The sequence below is a fragment of the Mycobacterium stomatepiae genome (assembly GCF_010731715.1).
Taxonomy (GTDB): Bacteria; Actinomycetota; Actinomycetes; order Mycobacteriales; family Mycobacteriaceae; genus Mycobacterium; species Mycobacterium stomatepiae.
In genome coordinates this window covers 2832357-2845800 of record NZ_AP022587.1, presented here as the reverse complement: position 1 = coordinate 2845800, position 13444 = coordinate 2832357, and the positions used below count along the sequence as shown (strand labels likewise).

Here is a 13444-nt window from a genome sequence, read left to right as displayed (position 1 = left end):
AATTGCGATGTGAAATGGGCATCGCGGCCGCGAGCGCTTTCGTAGCGGTGTATGCCATCACGATTGCCCTGTATGCCAGCACCGGCCTGGGCGTCCCAAGCAATTAACTGACGTTCGCCCCCTGGCCGACGGCACCACGGTGACCATCGACGTCGAAGAGCTTCATTCGGTCAAGGGCACAGTGATTGCCAACCTCACCGTGGCACCCGGGAAAGAGTTGCTGGACCCGGTAACTCATTCGCTCAAAGATGACCTAATCGTCACGGTCACCTCCGAAGTCACCACTAAGCAGAACTGGGCGAAGGGCACGTTGCCTAGTGTTGTGCCCGTTGTGCTGGCCACTTTTGGTGATCCTTCCGACTGGCCCTTCGACCATTACCGCTCCGAGGGAATAGTCGTGGAACTATTCCGCGGCCAGACCCCACTGCCCGAACGGGTTCCGGTATCGTTTGTCGATCGCCTTCCCGGTTGGACCATCGCAGCGGCGGGCGGCGTGCCATACCGATTGGATTTCCAGCGGTCACCGAGCACCGCCGCATTCGCCGCCGTGATGGTCGGCGCGATGGTTGTGATCGCCGCGCTGGGCCTGTTTGTCGCACTCCAGACGGTCCGCAACCTGGCGACGTTTCATCCGGTGATGATTCCTTGGTATGCCGCAATGTTGTTCGCGGTCGTGCCGCTGCGCAACGAGCTTCCCGACTCGCCGTCCATTGGCTTTTGGATCGACATCACGGTCGTTTTGTGGGTGATCGTCGCGTTGGTGGCTTCGATGACGCTTTACATCTTCTGCTGGTGGCAGCACGTCAGAGAGCACCTGCACAAGCCACCTGACCTCGTGTAGCGACGCGGGCAGCGGGGTTAGTATTTCTGGCCGGGAACCCATCTCAGACAGCGCAGTCAGCGGGGAGGCAACCTTGGCATCGCGCGGTTTCACCAGAGGCAGTCGGTTCATGAGGTTTTCGATCATGGGCCTGGTCATCTTCTTCATCGGCGCCTACGTCACCACGATCTCGCTCTACTCCGGGTCCGGTTGCGGCTGCCCCCTGCAACTGACCCAGGGCAAGTCTGCGACCGACGGAACCACGGTGACGATCGACTTCCTTGAGCTCCAGTCGATGAAGGGCGCGGTCAATGCCAACGTCACCGTTACCCCCGGGCCCGGGCTGGTGGATCCGGTAACCCGCGGCCTCAACACAGACTTCGCCGTCGTGGTCCACTCCGCGGTCACGCCCAGCAAGCGCGCGTGGACGAAGGGAATGCTGCCGGGCGAATACCCTGTCCCGCTGACGATTAGCGGTGACCCCTCGGTGTGGCCCACGGACAAGTATCAATCGGGGCCGATCACGGTCGACCTCATCTACGGGACCGAGCGACCCGAACAGCTGCCGGTGAGATTCGTCGACCGTGTCTCCGGCTGGCAGCTTTCCGTTGCTGGTGACGGTAATCCGCAGTCCCCGTACCGCGTCGAACTGCACCGATCACCGAGCATCGCGGTGTTCGCCGCCGTCATCATCGTGGTGATGCTCGCGCTGGCCGGAGTCGGCGCCTTCGTCGCCATTCAGACGGCACGCGATAAGCGAAAATTCCAGCCACCGATGACAACGTGGTACGCGGCAATGCTCTTCGCGGTGATACCACTGCGAAATGCACTGCCCGACGCGCCACCGATCGGATCCTGGGTTGACGTCACGGTCACGCTCTGGGTCATCGTCACATTAGTGATGTCGATGATGCTCTACGTCTATTGCTGGTGGCGGGATCTACGACCCGAACCTGAAAAGGCGGCATAACAGTTTGCTCGAGCCGCTGGGCATGCAAAGGTGGACGCCGTGGCGGATGGATCGGTGGGGGCGCGACTGCGGAGCCTTGCTCTGGGAGTGTGGCATTTCGTCACCAGCGCGCCGCTAACCTACGGCTGGCTATTCGTGTTGATGATCACGACGGTCATCCAGAACCAGATGTCCGGGCGGCAACTGCACTCGGTGCTGCTGCACCGCTCCACCAACATTCACGAGTTGGGTACCGATCCGCTCTCCGTGCTATTGTCCAGCCTGCTGTGGATCGACGGCAAAAGCCTGGAGCCCTACCTGCTGCTGTTCACGCTGTTTCTCGCCCCGGCCGAACATTGGCTCGGCCACCTCAACTGGCTGACCGTGGGATTGACCAGCCACATCCTTTCCACCTACATCAGCGAAGGCATTCTGTACTTCGCTATCGAAGAGCACGACGCATCCGAACGGCTGATCCGTTCACGCGATATCGGGGTCAGCTATTTCCTCGTCGGCATCATGGCGGTGCTGGCTTATCGCATCGCGCGGCCATGGCGCTGGCTCTACCTCGGCGTGCTGCTGGTCATCTTCGGCTTTCCGCTGATCACCATGACCAAGCACGGGTTGAACTTCACCGCGATCGGTCACTTCACGTCGATCCTGATCGGACTCTGCTTCTACCCGATGGCCCGGGCGAGAAAAGACAGGCCGTGGAGCCCGGCACGCGTCAGGGCCGCGTTCCGCCGATTCGGTTCCCGTGAGGAGCCAGTCTGACGCCAGCGGCGTCGCCGCGCAGGCCGGGTGCACAGGAGGAATTCCGCGTAGGCCGATACCCTCGTCACGTGTCGGGGAGCACGACGGCGGCAGCGAGAAATCCGGAGGTGGAATCGATGGGGCAGCAGGTGCGCGAGGTCTACGGCGCGTCACTGTCTCCGGACGCCACCGCGTTCGCCCACATCGTCGACGAGGGCGGCGCTATCCGCGCGCGGTGCAACGCTTTTTGCGTGGCTGGCGGGCCAGCTCCTCACGAGACGTGGAGCTTCCGGTCGAGGGCCCGGTCTCGCGCGTCATCCACTCCGCGGACGGCCAGTGGCTGGCCTGTCAGGTAACGCTCGACGGGAGCGGATCGCGCAGCCAAATCTGGATTGTCACCACCGATCCCGATGATCGGATGGCCTGGCGCATCGACGACGAAGAGGCCGGGACCGCCGAACTGATCGCGTGGGACGGCGCCCAGGTGGCGGCGATCCTGACCGGCGAGGACGGGGTGGGGCGGTCCTGCCTGATCGATCCGACCGACGGCCGTCACACCGTGCTGGACCGTCGATCCGGCGGCCGTCTGGTCGACGCCTGGGCCGGCGCGGCACTGATTCGGGTCGGCCCCCGCGGCTACCACGAGATGATCATGTTGTTCGGGCAGACCGAAATCGGTTTGCTCCCTTCCGATCCCGGTTCGACGACTGCTGACGGGGTCATCCTCGACGACTACCAACCGCGTCGACTGCGCCATGGACTCTCCGGCGACCAGACGAAGCTGTACTTTCCGGGCACCGGCGCCGACGGATATGTTCGCGCGCTGATCCGCAGCGACAACGGCTGTGAGCATGCCCGCTTGTTGGAAGTGACCGTCACGCTGGACGGCGTCAGCTATTTCGTGGTCGCCGAGCGCGCGGACTGCGACCTCGCCGAGTTCGCCGTCAGCGACGACCTGTCCACCGTCGCACTGCTATGGAACTTACAGGGCCGCAGCGAATTACAGATTCTCGAGTACTCCGACTACACACTGGCCGAGCCGATCCCGCTGCCCGGGCCGGTCGCAAGCGAGCTGTCCATCAGCGCGGGCGGCTCGATCGTTGCGATGACCGTCGAGGGACCCGACCTGCCACGCACCGTCGAATTGGTCGACCCGCGCTCGCGCGAATGGGAACTCATCGACACCGAGGGCAAGCAGCCCGTGGTGATCCCGACCCTCTTCGCCGGGCCGGCGACGGTCACCGCGCGCGACGGGTTGCGCCTGAACGCGTGGCTGTACCGGCCGATGAAGAGCGAAGCCGCGGCAGGCGCGGTGATCTTCCTGCACGGCGGTCCGGAAGGTCAGGCCCGGCCCGGATACAACGACATCTTCTCGCGATTGGTCGACGACGGGTTCGTCGTGCTGACGCCGAATGTGCGTGGCTCCGGTGGATTTGGGAATACCTTCGTGCATGCGGACGACAAGGAGAAGCGCTTCGCCGCCATCGATGACGTCGCCGACTGCGCGAGCTTCCTGATCGACAACGGCTTCGCCGAACCAAGCCGCATCGCCTGCGCGGGCTGGTCGTACGGCGGCTACCTCACGCAGGCCGCGTTGACTTTTCACCCGGACCTGTTCGCGGCGGGCATCAGCATCTGCGGAATGAGCGACCTGAGCACGTTCTATCGCAGCACCGAGCCGTGGATCGCCGACTCCGCGTACCCCGAATACGGCCATCCGATCGGCGACCGCGAACTACTCGACCAGCTGTCACCGCTGCTGCGAGCCGACAAGTTGACGGCGCCGTTGTTGGTGGTGCACGGGGCCCACGACACCAACGTGCCGGTCAGCGAATCCGAGCAGATGGTCGACACGTTGCGCCAGCTCGGACGCGACGTGCGCTACCTACTCTTCGACAACGACGGGCACGGCATCATCAAGCGCGAGAATCGCGCCGCGCTGGCCGCCGCGATGACCGAATGGATGATCCGGGCCTTCGAGGCTTAGCGCCGCGTGGCTGTGACGTATTGCAGCGCCGCCAGCGTGCCCTCCTTGTCGGGTGCGGCAGGCCTCGGCGGCAGCGAAATGCCATAGTTCGCAGCTAAATCCGCGACCCCGCTGGCGGCTGTCTGCCAGCCGTGGGCGCGCAGGTATTCGACCACGTCGTTGCGGTTACCCGCATACCAGAGGTCGGTCATCTCGATATCGAAGCCGTGTTCGCGCCACTGTTCGGTGACCTCACGCATCCGCTCGGCCAGCGCCCCTACGGCGTCGCCCGCACCCTGTACGTTTTCGGTGGCCAGCTGACTTCCCGGCGCGCTGAGCTCAGTGATGTTGTCCAGCAGCCGATCCTGGGCCTCCGACGGCAAGAACGGCAGCAGACCCTCGGCGCTCCATGCGGTCGGCTTCCCGGGGTCCAGTCCGGCGGCGCGCAGCGCCGCGGGCCAGTCGTGCCGTAAGTCGACCGGTACCGCACGCCGGTCGGCGGTCGGGATGGCGCCCAGCTCGGCCAGGGTTGCACTCTTGAACTCGATGACCTGCGACTGGTCGATCTCGAACACCGTCGTTCCGTCCGGCCACGGCAGCCGGTAGGCGCGAGCGTCCAGGCCCGAAGCCAAGATCACCACCTGGCGGACCCCCGTGGCGGCCGCGGTCACGAAGAAGTCGTCGAAGAACCGGGTGCGTATGCCCATCATGTCGGCCATGCCGAGCATCCCGAAGTCGCCGTTGTCATCGACCTCGGCCGGATCCAGTTCGCCGCTGGCGAGGCGGGTGAAGAACTCCACGCCGACGGCGCGCACCAGCGGTTCGGCGAAGGGATCGTTGATCAGTGGCCGGGGTGAGCGGGTGGCCAGCGCGCGGCCCACCGCGACGCCGGTTGCGGTGGCTCCCAAGCCATTTCCCAGGTCCCAGGTGGCGTCATCCGTGCGCGCCATCGCCCCTCCATTCGTCGCTACCACCGAATGTACGGACGGCTTCTGAACGAGTGCTGTGCGCAAACACAGACGAGCATGGAATGCTGAATTCGATGCGGCATTACTACTCCGTAGATGCGATCCGCGACGCCGAAGCACCGCTGCTGGCCAGCCTGCCCGATGGCGCCTTGATGAAGCGTGCCGCTTTCGGGCTGGCCACCGAAATCATTGGCGAGCTAATAGCCCGCACCGGCGGTGTGGCGGGCCGGCGGTTGTGCGCGGTCGTTGGCTCGGGCGACAACGGCGGCGATGCGCTCTGGGCGGCGACCTTCCTGCTGCGTCGCGGTGCGGCCGCGGACGCGGTGTTGCTCAGCCCGGACCGCGCGCATCGTAAGGGGCTCGCCGCGTTCCGTAAGGCCGGCGGCCGGATCGTGGAGAGTGTCTCGCCGACAACCGATCTCGTCATCGACGGCGTGGTCGGCATTTCCGGTTCGGGTCCGCTGCGGCCCGCAGCGGCCGAGGTGTTCGAGGCTGCTGGAGACATCCCGGTGGTCGCCGTCGACCTGCCCAGCGGAATCGACGCGGGGACCGGCGCGATCACCGGCCCGGCGGTGCATGCCGCGCTGACCGTCACCTTCGGCGGCCTCAAGCCTGTGCACGCGCTCGCCGACTGCGGCGATGTCACGCTGATCGACATCGGACTCGATCTCCCGGACACCAATCTGCTGGGCTTCGAGTCCGCCGACGTCGCCGCCCGCTGGCCGGTGCCGGGTCCGCACGACGACAAGTACACCCAGGGAGTGACCGGCATCCTGGCCGGCTCATCGACGTATCCGGGTGCGGCCGTGCTGTGCACCGGCGCCGCGGTCGCGGCCACCTCCGGCATGGTCCGCTACGCCGGCAGCGGGCACAGCCAGGTGCTCGCGGTGTGGCCCGAGGTCATCGCGACACCCACCCCCGCGGCGGCCGGGCGGGTGCAGGCGTGGGTGGTCGGACCGGGTTTGGGCACCGACGACGCCGGCGCGGCCGCGTTGTGGTTCGCGTTGGACACCGATCTGCCGGTGCTGGTGGACGCCGACGGGCTGACCATTCTGGCGGCCCACCCCGAGCTGGTGGCCAGCCGTCGGGCGCCGACCCTGCTGACCCCGCACGCGGGGGAGTTCGCCCGATTGGCCGGTGCGCCGCCCGGTGACGACCGGGTGAGCGCCACCCGCAAGCTCGCCGACACGTTCGGCGCCACCGTGCTGCTCAAGGGCAACGTCACCGTCATCGCCGACCCCGGTGGCCCGGTCTACCTGAATCCGGCCGGGCAGTCCTGGGCGGCCACCGCCGGGTCCGGCGACGTGCTGTCCGGGATGATCGGCGCGCTGCTGGCCGCGGGACTGCCGCCCGCCGAGGCCGCCGCCGCTGGCGCCTACGTCCACGCGCGCGCCGCGGCACTGTCGGCCGCCGACCCGGGCCCCGGGGACGCGCCCACCTCGGCGTCGCGCATCGCGGGCCACATCCGCGCCGCCGTGGCCGCCCTGTAACCGCCAACGAGAGGATCCGCCATGACCGGCAGCCATCCATCCGTCCCCGGGCACTCGATCGCCCCCGCCTACACCGGTCGGTTGTTCACCGCGCCGATACCGGCGCTGCGGTTGCCCGAGGAATCGATGGACCCGGATGCCGCCTACCGCTTCATCCACGACGAACTGATGCTCGACGGCAGCTCACGGCTGAACCTGGCCACCTTCGTCACCACCTGGATGGACCCGCAGGCCGGACAGCTGATGGCCGAGACCTTCGACAAGAACATGATCGACAAGGACGAATACCCGGCGACCGCGGCCATCGAGCAGCGCTGCGTGTGCATGGTCGCCGATCTCTTTCACGCCGAGGACCTGCGCGACGACGACCCGTCCAGCGCCTGTGGCGTGTCCACTATCGGTTCCAGCGAGGCGGTGATGCTCGGGGGGCTCGCGATGAAATGGCGGTGGCGCGAAAAGGTCGGCTCCGGCAAGGACGGCTGGAAGGGCCGCACACCCAACCTGGTGATGGGCTCCAACGTCCAGGTGGTCTGGGAGAAGTTCTGCCGCTACTTCGATGTCGAACCGCGCTACCTGCCGATGGAGGAGGGCCGCTACGTCATCACGCCCGAGCAGGTCATCGACGCCGTCGACGAGGACACCATCGGTGTGGTCGCGATCCTGGGCACCACTTACACCGGCGAGCTCGAACCAATCTCCGAGATCTGCGCGGCCCTGGACAAGCTGGCAGCCGGCGGCGGAGTGGACGTCCCGGTGCACGTCGACGCGGCCAGCGGCGGGTTCGTGGTGCCCTTCCTGCATCCGGAGCTGAAGTGGGACTTTCGGCTGCCGCGGGTGGTGTCGATCAACGTCAGCGGCCACAAGTACGGGCTGACCTATCCCGGCGTCGGGTTCGTGGTGTGGCGCAGCAAGGAGTACCTGCCCGAGGACCTGGTGTTCCACGTGAACTATCTGGGCGGCGATATGCCGACGTTCACGCTGAACTTCTCCCGCCCCGGCAACCAGGTCGTCGGGCAGTACTACAACTTCCTGCGGCTGGGCCGCGAGGGTTACACCCAGGTGATGCGGACGCTGTCGGCGACCGCGCGCTGGCTGGGCGAGCAGCTGCGCGTCGGCGACCACTGCGAGCTGATCTCGGACGGCTCGGCGATCCCGGTGGTCAGCTTCCGGCTGGCCCGCGACCGCGGATACACCGAGTTCGACGTCTCCCACGAGCTGCGCGGCTACGGCTGGCAGGTGCCGGCCTACACGATGCCCGACAACGCCACGGACGTCGCCGTGCTGCGCATCGTGGTGCGCGAGGGCCTGTCCGCCGACCTGGCCCGGGCGCTGCACGACGACGCCCGCGCGGCGCTGGCCTCGCTGGACAAGCTCAAGCCGGGCGGGCACTACAGCAACGAGCACTTCGCGCACTAAGGCCTTGGCGCCGAGCGGACGCTCGGCGCGCTTCTGGGACAATGGCGGCCATGAACGGGCGAGCCGTTACACCGATATCCCTGACACCGGGGACCCTCGCCGAGGCCGTGGTGGACCTGGGTGCGATTGCGCACAACGTGCGGATGCTGCGCGAGCACGCCGGCTCCGCGCAGGTGATGGCCGTCGTCAAGGCCGACGGTTACGGCCACGGCGCCATTCGTGTGGCCCATACCGCGCTGGCCGCCGGTGCGGCCGAGCTGGGGGTGGCCACCGTCGATGAGGCCCTGGCGCTGCGCGCCGACGGCATCACCGCGCCGGTGCTGGCCTGGCTGCACCCGCCCGGCATCGACTTCGGGCCGGCGGTGATGGCCAACGTGGAGATCGCCGTGTCCTCGGTGCGTCAACTCGACGAGCTGCTCGACGCGGTGCGCCGGACCGGTCAGACGGCGACCGTGAGCGTCAAGGTCGACACCGGGCTGAATCGCAACGGCGTGGCCCCGGGTGACTACGCGTCGATGCTGGCCGCGCTGCGCCAGGCCGTCGCCGACGATGCCATCCGGTTGCGGGGGCTGATGTCGCACATGGTTTTCGCCGACCAGCCGAATAACTCCATCAACGACATTCAGGGCAGCAGGTTCAGCCAGTTGCTGGCCGAGGCGCGTGACCAGGGTGTGCGGTTCGAGATTGCCCACCTGTCGAATTCGTCGGCCACGATTTCTCGTCCCGACCTCGCCTTCGACATGGTGCGGCCGGGGATCGCGGTCTACGGCCTGAGTCCCGTTCCGAAACTCGGCGATCTGGGTCTGATACCGGCCATGACGGTGAAATGTGCTGTCGCGCTGGTGAAGTCGGTGCGCGCCGGTGAGGGTGTGTCGTACGCACACACCTGGATCGCTAAACAGGACACGACCGTGGCCTTGCTGCCGATCGGCTACGCCGACGGCGTCTTCCGTTCGCTGGGCGGGCGACTGGACGTGCTGATCAACGGTAGACGGCGCCGCGGCGTCGGGCGGATCTGCATGGACCAATTCCTCGTCGATCTCGGTCCCGGGCCCGTCGACGTCGCCGAGGGCGACGAGGCGATCGTGTTCGGCTCCGGCACCAACGGCGAACCCACCGCACAGGATTGGGCCGACCTGCTCGGCACCATCCACTACGAAGTGGTCACCAGCCCACGGGGGCGCATCGCCAGGACCTACCGCGAGGCCGAAACCGTTGAACGATGAAACAACTCGCAAGCGCCAGCGGGAAAAGGCTTGGCTTGCGGGAGGGGCGGGGCTGACTGCGGTCGCCACCATCGTCGGCGCTTCGGTGTGCCGGTCGATGACGCAACGCGTGACGCTCACCGGCGACCCTTATGCCGACGAGGATTTCGAGCGGCTCAACAGCGACCGCAATTACGTGGTGACCACGCAGGACGGCGTGCCGTTGGCGGTGCGTGAAGTCGGCCCGCTGGACGCCCCGCTGACGATGGTCTTCGTGCACGGGTTCTGTCTGCGCATGGGCTCCTTCTACTTCCAGCGCAAGCGGCTCGCCGAGAAGTGGGGACCGCGGGTGCGCATGGTGTTCTACGACCAGCGCGGGCATGGTCGGTCCGGTGCGGCTTCGCCCGAGACCTACACGCTGACCCAGCTGGGTCAGGACCTGCAAAGCGTCCTGACCGCGGTCGCACCCCGCGGGGCGATCGTGTTGGTCGGCCACTCGATGGGCGGCATGACGGTGTTGTCGCACGCCCGCCAGTACCCGGAGCAGTATGGCGGCCGCATCGTCGGTGCGGCACTGATTTCCTCTGCGGCCGAAGGGGTTACCCGTTCTCCGCTGGGTGAGATACTGAAAAACCCTGCGGTGGAAGCCCTTCGGTTCACCGCCCGGTCGGCGCCGAAACTGATGCACCGCGGCCGCAATGTATCCCGATCGCTGATAGGTCCGATCTTGCGGGCCGCGTCCTACAGCGATCTGCATGTCAGCCGCAGCCTGGACGCGTTCTCCCAGCGCATGATGAACGGCACCCCGATCCCCACGTTGGTGGGGTTCCTGCGCGCGCTGGAAACCCACGACGAAACCGCCGGCCTGTGGACGCTGCTGAGGATCCCCACCCTGATCGCTTGCGGGGACCACGATCTGATTACGCCCGACGAGTATTCGAGGAAGATGGCGGCCTCGCTGCCGCGATCGGAGCTGGTCATCGTCGGCGGGGCCAGTCACCTTGCCCTGCTGGACAAACCCGAGGCCATTAACGACGGGCTGGTCCGGCTGGTCAATCGAGCCGTTCCGGGCAGAATGGCCTTGTGGTACCGGCGAACCCGAGCACGGTTGCGGCGCCGTGGCTGAGCTGAGACTGGGATCGGGCACGGCGACCTGTGAGCGCGTCGAGGACACGATCGCACTCGGATCGCAGCTCGGACAGCAGCTGCGCGCCGGCGACGTCGTGGTGCTCTCCGGCCCACTCGGAGCGGGAAAGACGGTGCTGGCCAAGGGAATTGCCGCGGCGATGGACGTCGACGGCCCGGTCACATCGCCGACGTACGTGTTGGCCCGGGTGCACCCGCCGCGCCGGCCCGGCGCTCCGGCGATGATCCACGTCGACGTCTATCGGCTGTTGGATCACCAGGGCGCGGACCTGCTGGGCGAACTCGACTCCCTGGATCTGGACACCGATCTCGAGGACGCGGTCGTCGTGGTGGAGTGGGGCGAGGGCCTCGCCGAACGGCTCTCCGAACGTCATCTCGACATCCGGCTGGAGCGGGTCACCCACTCCGACGTGCGGATCGCGACCTGGGAATGGGGCCGCTCGTGAATCTGATCCTGGCCCTGGACACCGCTACCCCGGCCGTCACCGCCGGCGTGGTCCGCCGCGACGGCACCGAATGCACGGTCCTGGCTCAGCAGGTCACCGTCGACGCCCGTGCCCACGCCGAACGGCTCACCCCAAACGTGCTCGCCGCGCTGGCCGACGCCGGCCTGACGATGGCCGACCTCGACGCCGTCGTGGTCGGCTGCGGTCCGGGCCCGTTCACGGGTCTGCGGGCCGGGATGGCCACGGCCGCCGCGTATGGGCACGCGCTGGGCGTCCCGGTGCACGGTGTGTGCAGCCTGGACGCCATCGGAGCGCTGACCACCGGCGACACCCTGGTAGTCACCGACGCCCGCCGTCGCGAGGTCTACTGGGCGCGCTACCGCGACGGGGTCCGCACCGACGGCCCGGTGGTCAACGCCCCGGCCGACGTCGACCCCGGCGCGGCCCAAGCGGTCGCCGGCTCGCCCGAACACGCGGCGCTGTTCGGCCTGCCGATCCGCGAGCCCGTCCATCCGACACCGGCCGGCCTGGTGGCCGCGGTGTCGGACTGGTCCAGTCCCACCCCGCTGGTGGCGTTGTATCTGCGCCGGCCCGATGCCAAGCCCTTGGCGACCCGTCAATGACCGCCTACAGCGAGCCCGTGACGATCGGCGGCTTGACCCGCGCCGACGCGCAACGGTGCGCGGAGTTGGAAGCGCAGTTGTTCGACGGCGACGACCCCTGGCCCGCGGCGGCGTTCAACCGCGAATTGGCCAGTGCCCACAATCATTACGTGGGCGCGCGCACCGCGAGCATCCTCGTCGGCTACGCGGGCATTTCCCGGTTGGGCCGCACCCCGCCGTTCGAATACGAGGTGCACACCATCGGCGTCGACCCGGAATACCAGGGCAGGGGCATCGGTCGCCGGCTGCTCGGCGAGCTGCTGGAGTTCGCCGACGGGGGTGTGGTCTATCTGGAGGTCCGCACCGACAACGAGGCGGCCATCGCGCTCTACCGCAGCGTGGGTTTCGAGCAGATCGGCCTGCGTAAGCGCTACTACCGGGTCAGCGGCGCGGACGCGTACACCATGCGGCGGGAGGCCGTGGGATGACAAGCATATTGGCCATCGAAACCTCTTGTGACGAAACAGGAGTCGGCATCGCACGACTCGACGGCTCCGGTCCTGGGGCCACCGTCACCCTGCTCGCCGACGAGGTGGCGTCCAGCGTCGACGAGCACGTCCGGTTCGGCGGCGTGGTCCCCGAAATCGCCTCCCGCGCACACCTGGAGGCGCTCGGTCCCGCCATGCGCCGCGCGCTGGACGTCGCCGGCATCACAAAGCCGGACATCGTCGCGGCCACGATCGGGCCCGGACTGGCCGGCGCCCTGCTGGTGGGAATCGCTGCGGCCAAAGCGTATTCGGCCGCGTGGGGAGTGCCGTTCTACGCCGTGAACCATCTGGGCGGGCACCTGGCCGCCGACGTGTACGAACACGGGCCGCTGCCCGAGTGCGTGGCGCTGCTGGTGTCCGGCGGGCACACGCATCTGCTGCATGTTCGTTCGCTCGGTGAGCCGATCCTGGAGCTGGGCAGCACCGTCGACGATGCCGCCGGCGAGGCCTACGACAAGGTGGCGCGCCTGCTCGGCCTCGGCTATCCGGGCGGCCGGGTGCTCGACGAGCTGGCCCGCACCGGCGACCGGGACGCGATCGTCTTTCCCCGGGGCATGACCGGCCCGCGAGACGACCCGCACACGTTCAGCTTCTCCGGACTCAAGACCGCCGTCGCGCGCTACGTGGAGAGCCACCCCGACGCCGCCACCGCCGACATCGCCGCCGGCTTCCAGGAGGGCGTCGCCGACGTGCTGACGATGAAGGCGGTGCGGGCGGCCACCGGGCTCGGCGTGAAGACGCTGCTGATCGCCGGGGGAGTGGCCGCCAACTCGCGACTGCGGGAGCTGGCCACCCAGCGCTGCGCCGAGGCGGGCCTGATGCTGCGTATCCCCAGGCCACGGCTCTGCACCGATAACGGCGCGATGATCGCGTCCTTCGCCGCGCACCTGGTTGCGTCGGGTGCGGCGCCGTCGCCGCTCGACGTTCCCAGCGATCCTGGGCTGCCGGTGGTAAAAGGCCAGGTGGGCTGAGCTCAGAGCGGAAATCCGCGCGAAGCACCAGGGCGGCCTTGAGCGCTAGCACTCTCGTGTATAGAGTGCTAGGTGGCAATCGGACGATCCCCTGTGTCGGCACCCGCGACGACGACCCAAGGGCACGGTCGAATGCCGAATCATCTGGTAATGGTCGGTTCGGG

Annotated in this window: 11 protein-coding genes and 2 pseudogenes; 12 read left to right on the top strand and 1 reads right to left on the bottom strand. The window is 67.5% G+C overall.

Features of this window, described 5'->3' with window-relative positions; all coding sequences use genetic code 11:
* The first annotated feature begins 14 nt into the window (after positions 1-14).
* The 4 genes and pseudogenes from G6N54_RS13280 to G6N54_RS13265 all read left to right on the top strand — a co-directional run bounded on the left by G6N54_RS13280 (position 15) and on the right by G6N54_RS13265 (position 4509).
* Positions 15-841, top strand: a pseudogene (locus G6N54_RS13280) (DUF4436 domain-containing protein).
* A 109-nt stretch (positions 842-950) separates the two neighbouring features.
* Complete coding sequence (locus G6N54_RS13275) at positions 951-1790, top strand: DUF4436 domain-containing protein (protein ID WP_163790545.1); 840 nt, start codon at positions 951-953, stop codon at positions 1788-1790.
* Between the two features lie 39 nt (positions 1791-1829).
* Positions 1830-2543, top strand: coding sequence for a rhomboid-like protein (locus tag G6N54_RS13270; RefSeq protein WP_232073693.1), 714 nt, complete (start codon positions 1830-1832; stop codon positions 2541-2543).
* Between the two features lie 116 nt (positions 2544-2659).
* Positions 2660-4509, top strand: a pseudogene (locus G6N54_RS13265) (alpha/beta hydrolase family protein).
* Here G6N54_RS13265 and G6N54_RS13260 read toward each other — a convergent pair.
* Positions 4506-5438 carry a class I SAM-dependent methyltransferase gene (locus tag G6N54_RS13260; protein WP_163790544.1) on the bottom strand — a complete coding sequence of 311 codons (933 nt, stop codon included), beginning with the start codon at positions 5436-5438 and terminating at the stop codon, positions 4506-4508. The pseudogene G6N54_RS13265 and the gene G6N54_RS13260 overlap by 4 nt on opposite strands.
* A 92-nt stretch (positions 5439-5530) precedes the next feature.
* Between G6N54_RS13260 and G6N54_RS13255 the strand changes: the two genes are divergently transcribed.
* Genes G6N54_RS13255 through tsaD form a run of 8 tightly spaced genes read left to right on the top strand, consistent with a single transcriptional unit; the run spans position 5531 to position 13280 of the window.
* Positions 5531-6946 carry an NAD(P)H-hydrate dehydratase gene (locus G6N54_RS13255; RefSeq protein ID WP_163794716.1) on the top strand — a complete coding sequence of 472 codons (1416 nt, stop codon included), beginning with the start codon at positions 5531-5533 and terminating at the stop codon, positions 6944-6946.
* A gap of 21 nt (positions 6947-6967) precedes the next feature.
* The gene (locus G6N54_RS13250; protein ID WP_163790543.1) at positions 6968-8362 is read left to right on the top strand and encodes a glutamate decarboxylase; all 1395 of its coding nucleotides are present in this window, start codon (positions 6968-6970) and stop codon (positions 8360-8362) included.
* A gap of 50 nt (positions 8363-8412) precedes the next feature.
* Entirely contained in the window at positions 8413-9588 is a 1176-nt protein-coding gene (gene alr, locus G6N54_RS13245; RefSeq protein ID WP_163790542.1) for an alanine racemase, read from the top strand.
* Positions 9589-9640: 52 nt separating this feature from the next.
* Positions 9641-10693, top strand: a complete 1053-nt coding sequence (locus G6N54_RS13240) for an alpha/beta fold hydrolase (RefSeq protein ID WP_179969235.1) — start codon at positions 9641-9643, stop codon at positions 10691-10693.
* The gene (gene tsaE / locus G6N54_RS13235) at positions 10686-11159 is read left to right on the top strand and encodes a tRNA (adenosine(37)-N6)-threonylcarbamoyltransferase complex ATPase subunit type 1 TsaE (RefSeq protein WP_163790540.1); all 474 of its coding nucleotides are present in this window, start codon (positions 10686-10688) and stop codon (positions 11157-11159) included. The genes G6N54_RS13240 and tsaE overlap by 8 nt, the downstream gene beginning before the upstream one ends.
* A complete protein-coding gene (tsaB, locus tag G6N54_RS13230; RefSeq protein WP_372513251.1) occupies positions 11156-11782 on the top strand; it encodes a tRNA (adenosine(37)-N6)-threonylcarbamoyltransferase complex dimerization subunit type 1 TsaB in 627 nt (208 codons plus the stop codon). The genes tsaE and tsaB overlap by 4 nt, the downstream gene beginning before the upstream one ends.
* Positions 11779-12249, top strand: a complete 471-nt coding sequence (gene rimI, locus G6N54_RS13225) for a ribosomal protein S18-alanine N-acetyltransferase (RefSeq protein WP_163790538.1) — start codon at positions 11779-11781, stop codon at positions 12247-12249. The genes tsaB and rimI overlap by 4 nt, the downstream gene beginning before the upstream one ends.
* Positions 12246-13280: a tRNA (adenosine(37)-N6)-threonylcarbamoyltransferase complex transferase subunit TsaD gene (tsaD, locus tag G6N54_RS13220; RefSeq protein WP_163790537.1), complete on the top strand. Its 1035-nt coding sequence runs from the start codon at positions 12246-12248 to the stop codon at positions 13278-13280. The genes rimI and tsaD overlap by 4 nt, the downstream gene beginning before the upstream one ends.
* The last annotated feature ends 164 nt before the right edge of the window (positions 13281-13444 follow it).